An 18,714-nucleotide genomic window follows, 5' to 3' on the forward strand; every position below is an offset into this window, starting at 1 on the left:
GTGCTGTTGATTTAAAAATTAAATTTTAGGGATGTGAAAAGATTACGCCCCATTCTTGGAATGTTACCCCAATCTGCGTATGTACTGTAATACTGATTAAACACGTTCTCGGCACCTACCTGCAAAACGGTTTTAAAACCTTTGTAATCGAAGGTGTAATCCGCAGAGATATTCCAGATCCTATACGCTGGCGTAAGGTCTTCACCATATTCAGGGCTGTAATTGTCTTGTGCAAAATCGCCATTCAACGAAGTCTGAATACCAAATTTGCGGTGCATAAAGTGAAGGGATGTTTGATAACTCAGCGGGCGAATAAACGGCAAATTCCCACCGTTATCGTCCGTGGCGCGTGCATAGATTAGCGTTCCTTTCCAGTGTAAATGCGAGAAGATATCGTAATTAGCATGCAGCGTTGCGTTGAAAAGCTTGCCGTGGTTCAGTGAGGTGTATCCTTTCACACCGACCGATTGGTAGTTCATAGGGCTTCCCAGACTCAGAATTTTGCCGACGATATAATGTTGGATATGAAAGTAGTTTACCGTGGCCTCTAAAGCGCCCCTCTCGCTTTTAAACCCTGCACTCGCATTGGCTTCATAGGAAATCTCATTTTTCAGGTCGGGATTTCCAATATAATCGTAACGGTCAAAACTGTTGTAGATGTAATAGCCGTAAGCTTCCGACACAGAGGGCGCTCGATGCCCATAGCCCGTGCCAACAGAAAAATCAAACTGGTTTATATTCAGCTGATAACTGGCATGCACGCCTGGCAATATTCTGCATTTTTCCTGTGGGGTTCCGGGATGGAAAATCCAGTTGAACTCGACGTATTTGGAATGGTTATAATTCAAACCCAAGGAGCCTCCAAAATTCAACCGGCTCCATTCCGAGATATCCCAGGAATTATTCATCGAAAGACCTGCAAAGCGGGTAGTAACCCAAGGCCAGCTGTAGGCAAACATCGTCTTATTGCTACGATCCTGCGGATACATTGTCATTTCTGCAATGGATAGGTTATCGTACGCATTCAATTGGATTTCAGCGCTGTAATCCCCACGCTGTAGATTGGCCCCGGAAACTAATCCATAGGTAGTACTCCAACCCGGCATATCCATGTGCACCAAATTTTCGGGACGCTTGGTATCATCCATATAGTGTTCTATTGTATTGAAATAAAACTTGGTATCCCAAACTTTCACTAACCCTTCTTCAAATAATTGCTTGTAGGCCACGGATGTAATCATTGCCCGGGAAAGCCATAGATCCATGGGCAGCGCAGGGAATCCGACATCTTTTGCCTTGTCGTAGATCGCATCGACCCGTATCGAGGAAAGCGGACTCGTCTTATACGCCAGACCTAACGAGGTATTGAACTTATGGAATTGCGAATGATTTACTTCATCCTGGTTCCCGTCGTAATAATTGCCCGCTTTTCGAAAAGAGATACTTCCGTCGGCGACAAACTTTTCGCCGGAATAAGATAGGTTTCCGAGATTGAAAAACTGCCTGTTATTGAACTCAACCCCTGTTTGGTAGGCCCCGTTCCATTTCTTTTCCAAGCCGAATGCGGTACTTTTTCTTTTTAGATCAATGCTTCCCGCGACAGTTGCGCCATGTAGGCTGCCCTCTTGACCGGATGTGATATCTATGGCAGAAAGGTTATTGCTTTCTACGTAGGAAGTAACCGGATCCATTTTATCCGTACACGCGCCAAAAACATGCATCCCATCAATCGTAATGGTAGAACGCTCGGTACCCATATTATTGAGTAGGGGTTCCCAGGCGTAGGCTCCTCGTTTGATGAAGCTGATTTTCTGGGAAGAGGCTAAAAATTCATCCACCGAAACCGACATCTTCATATCGGTTTCTATTTTTCTCTTGGCAATGACTTTTACTTCTTCAATGCGTGTGGCACTATCGGTTTGCGTTGGTACGTTTTGGGCATTTGCAGATACTCCAAGAAAAAGAAACCCAAAAACAGCAAGTAAATTCTTCATGTGATCTTAGAATAAAATGTCAAGATGTAATTCACTTTTCACCCCTTCCACGCCCGGTGTAAAATCGGTTGGCACTTCGGCTCCCTTTAGAATCCGCCCGTTTTGGTTTAGCATGATAAAGTTTAACGTCCAATTCCCCGTCATGGTGTAGTTAACAATTCCCCGATACAGGCCATCCTCGTACTGTGTCAGATCTTTATTATTGGGCGACGAATGATTTCCCATAGAAGGTTCCGGCATGCGCGGGTCTAGCTGTAAGGTATAACCCCTTACCGCTGTGTATGAAAACTGCGACGGATCTGGAAAATTTCCGGACGGGGGACTGGTCGGTTGATTGAATTTGTATATCCCGGCAACCAACTCGTTTTCGGCAACCTTCGGCTTTTGTGGCGACACTAAAGCAATGAAATACTGTTCGTTATCTTTCCCTATAAATGACGTCATATTCAGGTTTTTGTTGGGCTGTTTCTGAACCGAGATATTATCCTCCACCAGATGGGTTTGACTCCCAACTGTAAAGCTCATGTAAAGCGTCCAGCTTCCATCGGCACCACTTTCACTTGTGAATACCGAATGGCCCGAAAAATAGTCGTCCTCTGCCCGGTAGACCAGATTGTACTGGTGGGGACAGGAAATTTCACTCCCGTCGGCATTCGTCCTAATCGGTATATAGGTTACCGAGGATACATTTGCTTTTTCGTTGGTCTGACTATTCGTAATCTTCACACGGATTTCGTTATAGCCGTTATAGAAAGTTCCGTTTAATGCTTCGATACGGATGTCATACCCCTCGCTGCGGATGACAGCAGCTTCTTTAAACACAGTATGCTCGGTAATTACCTTATCTATTTCCGCTTCATAATCCGTTTTATCTTTTGTACAGGATACCACCGCAATGCACACTGCGGCAAGAAAAAATAGTGTTTTTTTCATTCGAAATGATCGTTATGAGAATTATCTCCATGCATCAATAAGCTCGTCATACACGATCCGTTTTTTAAACGGCCATGAAGCTTGCTTTATTAATAAAATTTTTTGTGGCAGTGTCAAGCTGACATAGCTACGGATCTATAGGTATAGATCAGCTAATTGGAGGACGGAATATGGGGATGAGGTACTTAAATCTGTAATCGATCGAATAAGGTGAAAAGTGCCTTTCGGAGGTTTCTTCCTGCGGCTGGTATGTGGTAAAGGTAATATACTCTTTATGCATATATAATGCACTGTACTCATAAATCAGAAAATTCCTTCTTGTTTCGTCTTTCTCTTTTTCCTTTATTTTCTTCATCAGTACACACTGACCATTACAATGAAGCTGAGGTTGGGCTTTGTTTATACATTTCGATAAGTACTCGGGGAGGTGTATCTGATAGTCCATAACCGCGATACTGCGGTAAAATGACTGCAATGTCAACGTAATTAATAAAACATATGTAAAAACAACCTTCAAAATCTGCGTTTTTTCCTATCCAGACTGATACGCACCAAATATACGGAAGAATCTCTCATAAACAAACCTTTCATGATCCATTGAATCACCAACAGGCATGAAAGTTCTTGATGGCCTTTGAGAAATAGACACTTTCAGAAAAAAAAGGTCTTGAAGCGGGGAGCTTCAAGACCTTTAACTAACCAATTATTAACCTAAATTATGAAGCTCAAAGATACGTACAACCTACCTTAGACGCAAGTAGCACGACTTGTTTTAACGAACATTTAACACGACGCCTACTATAGATCCGAATTGGAACGCACTTTACTGGCCATATTTTACTTTCTCAACAGCAAATAAAACAGGTGACTCCAACTAACTAGCTATGTAAAGCCTCGGAGGCTGTTATCATTTCTACTTTCGTACGGTAGGCAAATGCAGTTTTCCCTTCCTTTTCAACGACAACATAACCTTTGATAGACAATACAGCCTTGGATGTATCCACCCTATTCAATGCACTACTTCGGCAACTAAAACCGATAGAACGGGCAGGAAGCTCTTCGTTAAACGCTTTTACTTCAAAAGATAGCTTATCAAACGCGTTCACCTGCAATGCAGGGTCTGAAAAGCGTATACTGGTAAAGACAACTTGACGTAATCGGCTATCGTGAGCTTTAAGATAAAACATGAAAGATCCCTTCGTTTTATCATGCGTATTCCCCTCTCTTTTCAATAGACTAACACGCAACTGGGCATACTGTTGCAAGCGTCGCTGCAGCTTGTACAGGTAAAAAAGAATCAAGGCTAAGGCTAACAAGCCGCTACCAGCAATGAAGATCGTTTGCATCCGTTAAATAATATTAGACTGTTGTTTTTCCGTTCACTTACGCAATTGTAAGTTTTCCTTTACAAACATCAAAAAAAATGCCTAAATAAAAAAGTCGTACAAAAAAAAATTAAAAGGATCATAAAAATTTAACCTAAAGTACGTAAACGTACTGGCACAGAAACTAGTAGCAATTTCGCTACAAAGGAAGACTAAACCAAAATGTGCTTCCTTTGCCAAGTTCAGAGTCTACCCAGATTTTTCCTTGATGGCGGGTTATAATTTCATGCGAGAGGAAGAGCCCCATACCTAGGCCAGAAATATTCTCGGTGTTTTCTTCTATGCGATAAAAGCGGGAGAAAATACTACATTGCTTATCGGGAGAAATACCCATACCAAAATCCTTGACACCAACCCGAGCATCGGTCTCAGTGGTATGCAACGAGACCTCGATCTCGTTTTTGCCCGGTGCATATTTGATCGCATTGTTTAAAAGATTGAGCATAACCTGCTCAATTCGGTGACTATCGGCCTGGACCAAGCAGGACACCACGTCGGTCTTCAATGTGATTTGGTGCTTTTCACTGTTGTGAGTCACCAGTTCTATAGCCTCTCTGATGGTATTGAGCAGGTCAAATCCGGCAATGGTCAGTTTTAATTTTCCGGCTTCGATCTTAGATACATCAAGTAGGTCGTCTACCAGCATGGTAAGTTTCTTGACCTGTAAGGTAGCTCGCTTTAAAAACCGATGATGCTGCTCATTTTGACTGGAGCGTTCTACAATCTGAAGATAACCGTTGATGCTGGTAAGCGGGGTCTTCAATTCATGGCTGGCCAGTCCGATAAACTCGTCCTTCTTGTCGTTTAGACTTTTGACCTTTTCGTAGAGCTGGGCATTATCCAGTCCGATAGCTGCCTGGGCAGCAATTGAAACGACAAGGCTCTCATGATCGACACTGAAGCGGTCGGTGTCGGCGTGTCCAAAAAACAATCCACCGATCACTTCCCCCGAGCGGGACACAACAGGCACAGCAAGATAGCTAAGCGCTTGAAATCCTGCTGATGGCATGCCGAATGGCTGTTTGTACTGTCTATAGCGTGAATCTTGTCGTGTGTCTGCAAGACGATCTACGTGTAGATCCGCAAATACGCCTGGGAAAAAGGCCTGACTTGCAGCTATATCAGATGGTGCGAATGCAGCACCTTCCTTGCTCGACGAAGCATACACGAGATGTACCTTATTCTCAATATCTTTTTTAGCGTAGAAAAAGCTTCCGAAGGTGGCGCCGGTAAGTTCGACAGTGGCATCGATTACTTTTTGAAGGATATGATCCAAATCCAGTTCTTCGGCGACCGTTTGGATCATCTTATTGAGTATTTCCAAACGCGTGGTATAACGATGGGTTGTTTTCTCCGCTTCTTTCTGGGCACTGATATCCCGGGCAATCTTCGAAGAGCCTATGATCTGACCTTTCGCATCTAAAATAGGCGAAACAGTAAGCGATAGCTGCTTTTCATTACCTTCTTTGTCGATGCGAACGGTTTCAAAGTTAACAACTTGCTCGCCCGATTTAATCTTGGAAGCGAGGTAGGCGGCCTCCTCAAACCGGGATAAGGGATGAATAATGGATATATGCTTCCCAATAGCCTCTTCCTGGGTATAACCCAAATGCCGCTCGGCGGCCTTATTCCAACTCGTGATATATCCATGCAGGTTCTGGCTGATAATGATATCTTCAGTAGAGTCTACGATCGCAGCCAGCCGGCCATGCTTCTCCGCATTCTCTTCGATCCGGATTTCATGGAATTTTTGGTTTGTAATATCTAAAACAGAACCAATCAAACGCAGAGGTTGGGAATCTTTGTCAAAGTATACCTTCCCTTGGGCCTTTATCCAACGCTCTTCACGACCAACACCGGTAATGGTACGGTATACGGTGGAATATGCACCTCCAGAGCGGTCTTCATCCATAGCCCGCGACATCGCCCAGAGTACCCTATCGACATCCTCAGGATGAAGTGCCTCCTTAAAATCCTTCTCTAAACTGACAGGACGATCATCTTGTATTCCAAAGAGTTCTCTACAGCGCTTGTCCCATTCCAGCGTACCGGTCACAACATTCAGGTCAAAGGTACCCAATGAAGCCGCTTCTTTTGCTAAACGCGACTGCTCGTAAGCGCGTTCAAGTTCCAAACGGGCGCTAACCTGCTCGGTGACATTAACCGATATAGCGAGCACGCCCAGAATATACCCATCTGCGCCGTAGTAGGGTTGGTAAACAAAAGTTTGGTACACGACATCGGGTACGCCATGACGGATCAGCGAAACGGGCTGTTCCGTAGCCGTGAAAGGAATGCCAGTAGCATAAACTTGAGCCATAACTTCCTCCAATCCCTGTTCCCGCGCATCGGGAAGCGCCTCGAAAATCGGAAGATCCATCACTTCGGCTCTGCTTTTGCCCCATATATCGATCATGGCATCATTAACCAATGCCACAGTATGCTCAGGCCCCAAGAGGAGGCACATTGCTACGGGAGCCTGCTGTATCATACTCTGGAAGTTGCGTTCGCTCTGCTCCACTTTATTCTTTGCCAGATAGAGGTCAGTCACGTCGGCCGCCGTATTCATCACGCCATATACTTGACCCTCATGATCCCGTAGCGGCGTAAAACTATAATTGAAGTAGAAATCCTGAGGTTTCCCTCCGATATGCAACACCACAAGCTGATTGCGAGTGTGAAACGGAACACCAGTGGTATATACCTGATCGAGCTGCGGATAGATATCTTGATCCGCCAGCTCGGGTAATACCTCCGCGTACGTTTTCCCGACGACGTCATCTCCCTTGCCCCAAACATCTTTTAGGGACTGATTAGCGTGGGTAATTCGCATCTCCTTGCCGATGTATACTCCGATCGGAAAAGGAGCACTTTCGACCATCTCCCTCATCTGATGTTCGCTTTCTGTCAGCCTTTCCAATAAAGCGTGAAGTTTGCGCTGCGTAAATTCGAGATCTTCATTGGTGGTCACCAACTCTTCATTGGCTGAAACCATTTCCTCATTGACAGTCGCCATCTCCTCATTAATTCCCTCCAAAATAATTTTGGCGGTCGATTTATCGGTTACATCGATAGCAATAATCATGAGTCCAATGACTTGGCCATCTATATCGCGTAATGGCTCATATACAAAATCAACGTAAACAATTTCGGGTACGCCATGTCGTATAAGGGTAACCCGATGCTCTTTGGCCTGATAGCTTTTTCCAGTTTGCATCACGGCTCGCGAGATTGGCTCATACACTTCCCTCACCTCACCGTTGACATCCCAGTACGGACGGCGCAGAAATTCTTCTCGCTCCTTGCCTGAGATTTCTAAGAATGCATCATTGACCTCAATAGTCTGTAATTGATCTCCAACAACAATACACACGCCCACGGGTGCCTGGCGAATCATTAACTCGCTATTCTCTTTAAAGGATTTGAGCTTCCTCAACTCCTGTGTAGTCGTCGTATGCTCGATACAGGTAATACCTACCCCTTGTACAGCACCAAATTCATCTCTTATTGGCGTAAAAAAAATATCAAAAAAACGGTCGCGTAAACGATTATGCCCATCCTGTGTAACTTTATGATCTCGGATAACAGCGGATTCACCTTTCAACGAACGATCAAAAACAGACCCTAACCTATCCCACGCTGTAGCCATTGTGATTGCAGCAAGACTTCCCAGTGCGGATGGAAGTGCACCAATAGTCTCGAACGGCCTGTTGAATAGTTGAATAAACGTTGTACCCCAACATAACAGCGTAGGCACACCGCTTGTGATCATGGTGGCAGTAGCTTGCTTTAATGAGGAAGGCCACTCTTCTATGGCGCCGAGCGCCGTACTTGCCCAATCAAAGTTTGCAATACGATGTCCACATTCTCCACTGTCTTGTAAAAAGACTAAAAATCCATTCGAATGATCTGATGATGCTGGGTTTTGTTGTCGAGACGTCATACGCGATGCTAAACTTTCATGGATAGTGAGTTTTTGACCTTCATAAATCAAGTGACACTACGCAAACTTATATAAATTTCGTTTTAGAAACAATTTAATTGCTTCATATAAAATCGTGAATTTATTTTTCACGACCCTAATTATGATAATAAATGTTCTTTGTGCTGTTACGTGACGTAGGAAAATTAGGAGAATAGGATCTTCAGCAATGCTTCTTTTCGGGAGGACGTGACCTCCATCTCCGCGCCGTCTACAAATTCCAATGTACCACCGTCTCCCTTTCGATATTTAGCCACATAATCAAGATTTGCAATGACTGAGCGGCTGATGCGGATAAAAAATGGTTCCGTTAACAGCTGCTCAAATTCCTTCAATGTCCTAGAAACGACAATTTTTTTTCCTTCTGCCAGATAGAACGTGCTGTAATTACTCATCGCTTCCACCCGCATGATATCTGTCTTTTTTACAAGGTATACACCTTCGGCAGTAGGGAGCGCAATACGTCTACTTCCTGATAGGGGTGTCGAGGAATCGGCCATGAATACTCTTTTCCTCGCTAGTTTTTCATGCAAACGGTCAATCGCACATTGCAACTCGTCGTTGTCGACAGGTTTGAGCAGATAATCTAACGCATTGATCCGCAGTGCATCCAAGGTGTAAGCATTAAAAGCGGTAACAAACACTACTTCGAAATCAAAGGACCCTAATTTCTCCAAAAATTGAAAACCATTCAGGATGGGCATTTCGACATCCAAAAAAAGTACATCAGGTTTTAAAACCGCTATTCCGGACAGGGCAAGCAAAGGATCGTTAAATACCGCCTCGACCTGTAACTGCTGATCAAAGGCCTGTAATTTATGCTGCAACAGCTTACTGCCACGCAGTTCGTCGTCTAAAATAACTGCTTTTAACATGTACTTATTTTTTTCTCTCTGCTAATTTCGTGTTTTTCAAACATTTATACACTATTTATTTACACCGTATACAACTTTAACAGCTTCTTTTTAAAAAATGTAACAGATTTTGCAACTCATTCGCTAAATCCCGTTTTCTACCGCCTAACCTTTACGGCTAAATAGAAGCAAATAAGCTGTATTTTTAGCTTCCCATTTTACTAATCGAGCCAATGGAGGTTTTAAATGCGTGAACCGCCCACTTTACTTAGTGATTAGTTATCGTCTTTTATTAATTTTATTATTAATTTACTTAGTAATCAATGACTTAAATCGATTATCAATATGAATAAACATACGCATAGCTTCTTTTACCTGTTAATACTCGGGTTGTCGGGTTCAGCTTTCGGCCAGACGAATATCGACTCCGTAATCCTTGAAATTCAATCCGCTAAAGTGGACAGCACAAAAATAAAACTATTACATGAGGTTGGCCTGTATTACAAAACCCAAGACCTTAAAAAAGCCGCTGCGTATCTTGACGAAGCCATCGAGTTGGCAGAAAAGATAAACTGGGACAGGGGGCTAAGTCACGCGCATCTCACCCGTGGAGAGATTTTCAATGAAACCGGGCGGCATGATGAAGCAACCGAAAACTACAATCAGGCATTAAAAATCGCTACAAAGCTTGATAACAAACGGCTAATCGCCCAAATATTAAACAACATCGGCACTGTACACGCTCAAAAAACAGAAGATGTACAGGCGATGGAGTTTTTCTCTCGCTCGCTACAGATCGCCGAAGAGATAAACGATAAAAGCTTAATTGCCCTAGGCTTTTTGAATCTGGGCATCATCAGCTTTAAACAAAATGACTTTAAAAAATCATATGATTATAAATTTAAAGCCCTTAAACTGTATGAAGAGGAGAAAGAGTGGTCTAAAGTAGCAGAAACACTAAACGGAATTGGACTTAACTATCAGAGTGAAGGTAATATCCCCGAGGCTGAAAAATACTTATATAAAGCGCTACGGCTTTATGAAAAAGAACAAAATAAAACAGGTGTTGCGATCTTGTATTCGCAAATTGCAATACTATACGAACCAGATTATCAAAAAATTATTGATTTTCAATTAAAATCGAAGGTGATATGGGATGAGATAAACCCTACCCATTTTAATGCCATGGTAAATCTGGGAAATCTTGGTTATACCTACCTAAACCTCTACCTAGCAGGTCCCAAAACAAACCACCCCAACAATGTAAACCTACAGTATGCCGAACTTTATATCAAAGAGGCTATTCAGTTGGCTAAGGACACCAAAAATAAAGAATTTGAAAGCCATTTCATAGGCACACTTGCGGAAGTACAGGAACAGCAGGGTGACTTTAAGAATGCATATTATAATTTCAGGGAATTTCACGACTCCAATGATTCACTCTATTCGCAGGAGATAAAGAATAAAATCAGCAATATACAAAGCGAGCGGGAAATTGCCCTACGAGATCAGCAGATCTCTCTGGCAAAATTGCGGCTGAAATCATTTTGGCTATATGGCATCATTGCCGGTATTATCTTGATCCTCGTCTTTATGTACTTTTTAAATCGATATCGATTGAACCAGCTTAGATTGAAGAGCGACATCGCAAAAAAAGAGGCTGACAAGATCCAAGAAACGTTGCTGTTTCAAAACAAAATTACAGAAAGCGAATTAAAAGCCATTCGTTCGCAAATGAATCCACATTTTATTTTCAACGTATTGAACAACATCGAATCCTTTATTCTAGACAATGAACCCAAGACAGCGAGTCGATTGATTCAAAAATTTGCTATGCTTAACAGACTCATTCTTGAGAATTCTACGCGAAGTATGGTAAAGATTGCCCGCGAATGGAAGGCGCTTCAATTATATACCGAGCTAGAAGCCATCCGCTTCAACAACCAATTTTCTTATCACTTCGAGGTGGACGAAACCATCGATATGGAAAAGTTGATGATTCCGCCTATGCTAGCGCAGCCGCTTGTCGAAAATGCAATCCACCATGGACTTCGCCATGCTACTACCTCAGAAAAGCAGCTCCATGTGAAGCTGATACAGGACGAAATCTATATCAAACTAATCGTAATCGATAATGGTATCGGTCTGCAGCAGGCAAAAAAACATACTGAACCATCGGATTATAAAGAACAATCGATCGGACTGGAATCGATCAAGGAACGATTGGAAATCTTAAACAGGAATTTTGATGCCGTAAAATCGAGTTTAGAGGTCAAAGAAAAGGATGTGAGAGAAGGAAAGGGAACTATTTCCCAAATATGGTTCCCGAAAATATCTGCAGAATCGTCTCGTTCGACCCTACAATAAACGACCAGATAGGCACCCTCTAACCACCCACTGAATTGCATATCTACTCTAGTCGGGAAAACACCTATTTCGATTTTTTTTTCTGCAAAGCGAAAACAAAAAAAAGATTAAGCCGTTATAATGTGATGAATTACGCATTGTAACAAACTTGAAACAAACGAATCGACACAAAAGAAATCAACACTCAACTGACGCAAATGTTTTATCAAACAGGCGCGCCCCTACCGTATCTTCTTATTTTTTAGCTAAATATCTTTATAATTTATATGAACTACAGATTTATATCGGCCTCCCTGCTGTTGCTCGGATATGCTACCTCTCCTTCCCAGGGAGCTCTTTCTGCCACAACAACGCATCTAGCAGCGTCCACGTTCATGGTGAAAAGCGGTTCTCCTACTGCGATCACAAAACTTGGAGCTCAGGATTCTTCGGAAATTAAAGGCCTAGTGCGAGATTCGCTCGGCAACCTGCTCCCGACCGTAGTGGTCACGGAGAAAAACACGACAAATTCGGTTACTTCAAACGAAAACGGTGAATTTGCAATAAAGGCCAATCCGACGGGTACATTGATTTTCGTTAAATCGCCTTTTGCCCCCAAAGAGGTAAACATAGCCAATCAGAAGACATTAACGGTAACGTTAACACAAACTCCGGATGTTACACCCGAGGAAAAAGCCCGAAAGGCGGATTCGGTACAGAAGCAAGCGGCAAAGGCGACGGAAATACAACAACCAGATAACAACACCGCTGTCGTAGGAACAACCACACAAGCGGATAGCGCAAGGAGCACTATTCCGAAAGTACAGGGGGACAGTAGTACGACCACCGCAGCGCAAGGCCTAGTTAATGGTGTAATCACGAATGAAAGTGGCCCCCTTGCTGGTGCAACGGTGTCGGTAAAGAACGGCACACAGCAGACGCAGACTGATGAACTGGGAAAATACAGCATCAATGCTGCTCCTACTGCCACACTGGTGTTCAGTATGGTGGGATATCAAACGATAGAAGAGGTCGTGGGAAGTCGTCAGGCTATCGACATGATAATGACCAATGAGTCGAAAACAATTGCGTCGGTAGATGTGGTGGCTGTTGGATATGGCACCATGAAACGATCTACCTTGGCGAGTGCCGTATCGAGTATAGGCTCTGATCAGATCGAAAACGAAGTGCTGCCCAGCATTACACAGGCGATACAAGGAAAAGCAGGTGGTGTGCAGGTGTCCCAAAAATCGGGGTCGCCAGGTGGCGGGCTTAATATCCGCATACGGGGAACAACCTCCATTAACGCCAGTTCGGATCCACTCTACGTCGTAGACGGTATTCCGGTAAATAGCACAACCAATTTTACCGGGGGGTCTAATTTTAATTTTGGAGGAGGCACCCAAGGTATTAATGTGCTAGCTTCCATCAATCCGTCGGATGTGCAGTCGGTAGAAATACTAAAAGATGCTGCTTCCTCTTCGATATATGGTGCAAGGGCGGCAAATGGCGTGGTATTAATTACAACAAAAAAGGGACAGGCCAATGTTAACCGGTTTAGTTTCAATATGTACGAAGGGTATTCGGAAGTTCCGAAAAACAGGTACTACAAGATGATGAATACCGAGCAGTACCAAGATTACATGCGGGATTTTTATAAGTATACTGAGCCTAATGCGGATGGAGAAAGACCTATACCAGAAAGCATACTGGCTAATCCAGGGATCAATACGGACTGGCAAGACGCAATATTTCGTACCGCAGCCACCCGGAGCTATGAACTATCGGCTAGTGGCGGGGGCGATAAAACTCAATACTATACCTCAGTAGGATACATGAAACAGGGAGGTGTGCTGTTGAATTCAAATTTTAGTAGACTCAGCGGACGAATCAATTTGGATCATCAGCAAAATGAAAAATTACGTTTTAGCACATCGGTTAACCTAACACGCGCACTTAACGATCGGGTACAGGAAGAAAACTCGAAAGAGGGCGCAACGAAAAATGGCTATGTGACGCCGCCGAACCTCTCGATCTACGATGCGAACGGCAACTATAATTATGACCTGGTCAGCAACAGCCGGGAGAATCCCATTGCGATGCTACGCCTCCCAACCAACAATGCGGAAACCTTTCGGGTACTAGCTAATGTGAGTGCGGAATACAGTATCCTTGAATCGCTCCGCTTAAAAACAGCATTTGGAACGGATATCAGCTTTATTGACGAAACTTTCTTCATGCCACCTAATGGTCTGCGCTCATTTGAAAGTCAAGGGGGTATCGGTGCAAGAAGGAATACACGCGATCAATTATGGATCAATGAAACTACACTAACTTATGATCAGGTGTGGGGAGACCACCATATTAATGCGCTGGGTGGGGTATCGGTACAGGAGTCACGACTTGAGTTCGTAGATGCACAGCGCTCCAACTTTCCGTCGAATGATATCGGTTACATCTCGGCGGGAGGAGTTATTTCCGGCGCCAATTCCTTTCCAGAAGAGTGGGCTATTGCCTCTGGATTTGCACGGGTAAACTACGACTATATGAGCAAATACATCGTAACGGCGAATCTTCGGTCCGACGGGTCGTCTCGTTTTGGCGCAGATAATAGATGGGCAACGTTTCCTTCTTTCGCAGCAGCCTGGCGTGTATCTGAAGAGTCGTTTTTACAAGGCTCCAAGGTATTTAGTGATCTTAAAGTTCGCGCCAGTTGGGGGATTACGGGTAACCAGAATATCGGAAACTATGCCAGCTACTCCTTATACTCTGGTGGACAAAATTATCTAGGGCTTCCAGGATTCGTACCTAATGTACTAGGAGATAAGGATCTAAAATGGGAAACAACGCGCCAACTTGACATTGGTATAGACCTTGGCCTATTTGACAATCGAATATCCTTGCTAGCGGATTACTATGTAAAAAACACGTCAGACCTATTACTCGGCGTACCGGTACTTACAAATTCAGGGTATGAAAACCGTTTTACCAACTCAGGAGATATTGAAAATAAGGGATTTGAATTTGAATTGACCACCCGCAATCTGGTAGGGGAATTCAAATGGACTACCTCGCTGAACATGACTTTTAACCGAAACAAGGTGACCGCACTACCAGAGGGGGTAACGCGTATTCGTGGTGGTGTAGGTGAACTGAACATCGCAGAGGTGGGACGGCCATTGGGTACGTTCTTTGGATGGAAAATGATTGGCGTGAATCCTGAAACAGGTATCATTGACTTCCTAGGAAAGGATGGACAGCCGACCACCCCTACACAGGATGAAGATCGCACCATAATTGGCGACCCTAATCCCGACTTCTTTGGAGGGATAACCAACACCTTCCAATATAAAAACATTGATCTGAGCATCATGGGGCAATTTACATACGGTAATGACCTGTTTAATTATAATCTTGCGACCGGTCTGGGGGGATCAAACCCGAGTAGTAATGGCTTTATAGACTGGGTAGATCGCTGGAGACAGCCCGGCGATATTACGGATGTACCACGCCCAACGCCGGCTAGCCTCGACAATTCTGCCATTTCGGATCGCTTTGTGCAGGATGGTTCTTTCTTCCGTCTACGCAATATCACATTGGGCTATACGCTGCCCACTGTTGTAACTGATAAAATCCGCGTACAGAAGCTTCGTTGGTATTTTACGGTCCAGAACGCTTTTGTTTTTACGAAATACCGGGGATATGATCCAGAGGTAAGCTCCAGTCACGGGGGCGCTAATACAGGGCTGATCTATGGCTACGATTACGGTAGTTATCCGCAGCCCCGGATCTTCACAACAGGTATCAATCTTACATTTTAACGTGCTATAGGGATACGAATGAAACCATCATGATTTATTCAATCACAAGGAAATGAATAAACCGAGCTTGCGAGTTCTTGAACACATAATTAACAAATACTTGTGAAAAATCTGATAGCTTCATCACATTTAAAAAACAAACCGAGTGTAACGAGTTCATTTATGCCATTGAAAACTTATACTCATAAATAATTATATACGGATGAAAAAAACAGCATATATATTACTATTAGGGACTGCCCTTACGTTCGGATTCACTTCCTGCGAGAAATTTTTGGATCGGGAGCCACTAAGTCAAGTGACAAAAGATAGCTATTTTAACTCGGAGACAAATGCCAACGCTGCCGTGGTAGGCATGTACCGCACGATGTTAAGTTCATTTGGATATGGGCAATCGATGATCATTGTACCCGAATTTTCGGCACAGCATGTTTCACATAGTGGTCAATTTGCGGAGTACGAAAATTTTGCCACTTATAATGTGCAAACTATTAATCCATGGACGGCAAACATGTGGAAAAGTATCTACCTGACCATTAATGCGGCGAATAATATTATCGCAGGTGTCACAGAGATGGATGACGCCATTATATCGGAAGAAAATAAAAATAAGTTTGTAGGCGAGGCTAAATTCGTCCGCGCGCTGGAATACTTTTTCCTGGTTCGTGCCTTTGGACGCGTGCCGCTTGAGACAATGCCGACCGAAGAAGGTGACGACCTAGCGACCCCGCAAGCAACAGTAGAAGAAATCTATACGCAGATTATAACAGATCTGACAGATGCTGTTTCATTGTTGACTGATGGATCGGGAGACGTGTCTACGGCAAAAGGCCGTGCTTCGCAGCTTGCCGCTAAGGCCCTATTAGCGAAGGTTTACTTATACGAGGCTTCCTTTAGCAATGATTATAGCCAAGCTGCTACGCTGGCGAAAGAAGTAATCGACGACGAAAGATTCAGCCTTGTGCAGGATTATGGCAGCATTTGGGGGGCAGAAAACACGGCCGAAGCGATTTTTGAATTGCAGTTTGACGAACAGGTTACAAACGCATTGGCGGCCGTAGGAAATGACAATGCCAGTATGTTATTTTTCGCAAAGGGAACCATACCTTTCGAACTGTATGAGGAGACAGACAAGCGGCGGGATGTAACGGTTAAGCTTGGATCGAGTGATCGCTATTACATCGGAAAATTACCAAATAATGCCCCGGCTACACAAAATGTGCCGCTGATAAGGCTGGCGGAAGTGTATCTTATCCATGCGGAAGCACAGGCGCGTATGGACAATGCCGTGAGTATGGCTTCATACGCCTCACTGGAAAAGGTGCAGGCGCGTGCCGGTGTCGTAAAAGCGATCGAAACCTACGTAAACCTTGACGCATATATTCGTGCAATACAGGAAGAAAAGGAACGGGAGCTATTATTTGAAGGTGAGACTTGGTTCGACTATTGCCGTACCGGTCTAGCGCTGGAAAAATACGAGGGTTTGGAGAGCGCTGATTATTTCCTTTATCCTATCCCCGAAAGTCAAAGGGGATTAAATCCATCGTTGGATCAAAACGACGGATATAATTAATATATAAACGAAGAGATCCTGAGGCGCGGAGCTTCAGGATCTCTCTTATATGAATCATATAGGTTAGCAAACAGGATTTTTTAATCCTGCTTACTTAACGTGCTGTACTTGTACTATCTTTCCAGTTGCCCGATAATCCTACAAAGTGGATCAAGCCTAAAACCGTACTTCTACGTAGGATGTAGTTACGAATAAAACGATAGCAATAAAAAATAAAAATAAGAACATAAAAAGTGGTGATTTTCTCAAAAAGTCAAATTTCATTACAGACGTTACTCGTTTCATAGCTGCTCTAGTATATTATATTAATTTCGTGACACTAAACAAAAATTGATCCAAAAGCGTCTCACTTTCATCCAAAACAGCTAATTAATTGTTTTTTATCACTAAAAAGCTATAAACAAGTAACTTACACTTTATTAACTAACTTGTAAATCATCTTATATATATGTTACTAACGTTCGTTTTGCTTCATTCCGGTTACATTAATCACCGATTGTGGAATCGGAAATACGTAACGCGGATCGTTTGGCTGCAAGCTATAGTTCGTTCCGAGGACAGTACGCTCCAACGTAACGGCAAAGCGCGGATCGTGCTGAACACGCTTAAGGTCAAACCATCTTCGGTTCCGTCCGACCAGTTGCTTACGTCTTTCTAATAGGACACGCTTTATGATCGCTGTCTCATCCGACGATGCAAACGGCACATAGGTATTGGTTTCAAAACGAGTCTCCAACATCGTATTAAGATACCGACAGGCTTGCACATAACCTCCCGTACGGGCGTAGGTCTCGGCAGCAATGAGGTACAGTTCGTCGGTCGCTAAACCTGTAAACCGGTTCCAAGAGCCGCTATAGGTATTGCTAAAATTCTCACTTGTTGTACCATCTGATCCGGTTTGAATGGTAAAGTACAAGCTTTTACGCAAGTCGCTATCGGTATAGCTGTCGTAAAATGACTTTGCTACTCGGTAAGTAAAGTTAAAGCTGTATCCAAAATTAGGTACCGTTGCAAAATACACGGTCTCTACATTTAGCTCCGGGAAGACAGGCCAACCCTCGGGATCTAGTTCATTATAATCCATCAAATCGGGCTGTATCGCAAGCGCTGCCAACGCATTTTCTAAGGCTTGCTCGTAATCACTCATATCGAGATAGATACGTGCCAACATGCCGTATGCCGCGACTTGGGATGCGCGGGTGGCTACGGTAGCTTTCCGAGGCAACAACGGGATAGCTGTGTGTAAGTCATCTAAGATCTGTTGATAGGTTTCCGCCAAACTCGGGCGGACAGACCGTACGAAGACATCGGATGCAAGACGAATAGGGATACCTAAGTCGGTATCCGCAGTAGCGGGGTTATAATTTTTAGCATACAAGTTAGCTACCTCAAAGTGTGCTATCGCCCGTTGAAAAAGTGCTTCACCTTCTATTGTACTCCGCATCAATGGCGTACCCGTATCGGTTTTGAGAAGTCCCTCTAGAATCACATTAACAGTGTGGATTCGCGAAAAGGGCGTATTCCAATCGACCGCTTGATCCTGCGGCATATATATATTTCGGTTCCATACATAGGTGTTACGCTCGAAGGGACTGCCAATACTTTGATATTGGGCATCGTTGAAATAAATATCGTCTGCTGCAAGCTCCCCAAGGCTCCCCGTAAAGTTCATAAATTGCACATGATCCAGCAAACTACGAAAGTCTTCTACTGTGGTAGGGATAAGCTGTCCTTTGGGTTGGATATCTACAAATTTCTCACACCCGCTAAGTATAAGGGTGATTAGCAAAGCTACGCTATATTTCTTAATCAATAGTTTCATTACT

The 18,714-nt window shown here is 43.7% G+C and carries 10 protein-coding genes; 3 read left to right on the forward strand and 7 right to left on the reverse strand.

Translation table 11 applies throughout. The annotated features are described in order from the left end of the window. Positions 1-11: 11 nt before the first annotated feature. From FAZ19_RS21100 to FAZ19_RS21125, 6 genes are all read right to left on the reverse strand, one after another. Positions 12-1,994 (reverse strand): TonB-dependent receptor plug domain-containing protein, encoded by a 1,983-nt coding sequence (locus FAZ19_RS21100; RefSeq protein WP_136822754.1) that lies wholly within the window; start codon positions 1,992-1,994, stop codon positions 12-14. A 6-nt stretch (positions 1,995-2,000) separates the two neighbouring features. Beyond that, positions 2,001-2,927, reverse strand: coding sequence for a hypothetical protein (locus FAZ19_RS21105; protein WP_136822755.1), 927 nt, complete (start codon positions 2,925-2,927; stop codon positions 2,001-2,003). A gap of 148 nt (positions 2,928-3,075) precedes the next feature. Beyond that, complete coding sequence (locus tag FAZ19_RS24155; protein WP_136822756.1) at positions 3,076-3,444, reverse strand: hypothetical protein; 369 nt, start codon at positions 3,442-3,444, stop codon at positions 3,076-3,078. Between the two features lie 361 nt (positions 3,445-3,805). Beyond that, complete coding sequence (locus tag FAZ19_RS21115) at positions 3,806-4,273, reverse strand: hypothetical protein (RefSeq protein ID WP_136822757.1); 468 nt, start codon at positions 4,271-4,273, stop codon at positions 3,806-3,808. Between the two features lie 178 nt (positions 4,274-4,451). Continuing rightward, on the reverse strand, positions 4,452-8,255 hold the full coding sequence (locus FAZ19_RS21120; protein ID WP_136822758.1) for a PAS domain-containing protein: 3,804 nt from the start codon (positions 8,253-8,255) through the stop codon (positions 4,452-4,454). A 185-nt stretch (positions 8,256-8,440) separates the two neighbouring features. After that, positions 8,441-9,169 carry a LytR/AlgR family response regulator transcription factor gene (locus FAZ19_RS21125; RefSeq protein ID WP_136822759.1) on the reverse strand — a complete coding sequence of 243 codons (729 nt, stop codon included), beginning with the start codon at positions 9,167-9,169 and terminating at the stop codon, positions 8,441-8,443. Positions 9,170-9,493: 324 nt separating this feature from the next. Here FAZ19_RS21125 and FAZ19_RS21130 point away from each other — a divergent pair, with 324 nt between their 5' ends. The 3 genes from FAZ19_RS21130 to FAZ19_RS21140 all read left to right on the forward strand — a co-directional run bounded on the left by FAZ19_RS21130 (position 9,494) and on the right by FAZ19_RS21140 (position 16,888). Further along, positions 9,494-11,515, forward strand: coding sequence for a tetratricopeptide repeat-containing sensor histidine kinase (locus tag FAZ19_RS21130; protein WP_136822760.1), 2,022 nt, complete (start codon positions 9,494-9,496; stop codon positions 11,513-11,515). 266 nt (positions 11,516-11,781) lie between these two features. Beyond that, the gene (locus tag FAZ19_RS21135) at positions 11,782-15,315 is read left to right on the forward strand and encodes a SusC/RagA family TonB-linked outer membrane protein (RefSeq protein ID WP_136822761.1); all 3,534 of its coding nucleotides are present in this window, start codon (positions 11,782-11,784) and stop codon (positions 15,313-15,315) included. 202 nt (positions 15,316-15,517) lie between these two features. Then, positions 15,518-16,888: a RagB/SusD family nutrient uptake outer membrane protein gene (locus FAZ19_RS21140; protein ID WP_136822762.1), complete on the forward strand. Its 1,371-nt coding sequence runs from the start codon at positions 15,518-15,520 to the stop codon at positions 16,886-16,888. A 454-nt stretch (positions 16,889-17,342) separates the two neighbouring features. On the opposite strand, the gene FAZ19_RS21145 is transcribed toward FAZ19_RS21140, so the two are convergent. Then, a complete protein-coding gene (locus FAZ19_RS21145) occupies positions 17,343-18,710 on the reverse strand; it encodes a RagB/SusD family nutrient uptake outer membrane protein (RefSeq protein ID WP_136822763.1) in 1,368 nt (455 codons plus the stop codon). Between the last annotated feature and the right edge of the window lie 4 nt (positions 18,711-18,714).

The organism is Sphingobacterium alkalisoli (assembly GCF_005049105.1).
Taxonomy (GTDB): domain Bacteria; phylum Bacteroidota; class Bacteroidia; order Sphingobacteriales; family Sphingobacteriaceae; genus Sphingobacterium; species Sphingobacterium alkalisoli.

Bases quoted from the DNA above. Each gene is read 5' to 3' on its own strand.
- FAZ19_RS21100 (WP_136822754.1), bottom strand. From the start codon at position 1,994: ATGAAGAATTTACTTGCTGTTTTTGGGTTTCTTTTTCTTGGAGTATCT.
- FAZ19_RS21105 (WP_136822755.1), bottom strand. From the start codon at position 2,927: ATGAAAAAAACACTATTTTTTCTTGCCGCAGTGTGCATTGCGGTGGTA.
- FAZ19_RS21115 (WP_136822757.1), bottom strand. From the start codon at position 4,273: ATGCAAACGATCTTCATTGCTGGTAGCGGCTTGTTAGCCTTAGCCTTG.
- FAZ19_RS21120 (WP_136822758.1), bottom strand. From the start codon at position 8,255: ATGACGTCTCGACAACAAAACCCAGCATCATCAGATCATTCGAATGGA.
- FAZ19_RS21125 (WP_136822759.1), bottom strand. From the start codon at position 9,169: ATGTTAAAAGCAGTTATTTTAGACGACGAACTGCGTGGCAGTAAGCTG.
- FAZ19_RS21130 (WP_136822760.1), top strand. From the start codon at position 9,494: ATGAATAAACATACGCATAGCTTCTTTTACCTGTTAATACTCGGGTTG.
- FAZ19_RS21135 (WP_136822761.1), top strand. From the start codon at position 11,782: ATGAACTACAGATTTATATCGGCCTCCCTGCTGTTGCTCGGATATGCT.
- FAZ19_RS21140 (WP_136822762.1), top strand. From the start codon at position 15,518: ATGAAAAAAACAGCATATATATTACTATTAGGGACTGCCCTTACGTTC.
- FAZ19_RS21145 (WP_136822763.1), bottom strand. From the start codon at position 18,710: ATGAAACTATTGATTAAGAAATATAGCGTAGCTTTGCTAATCACCCTT.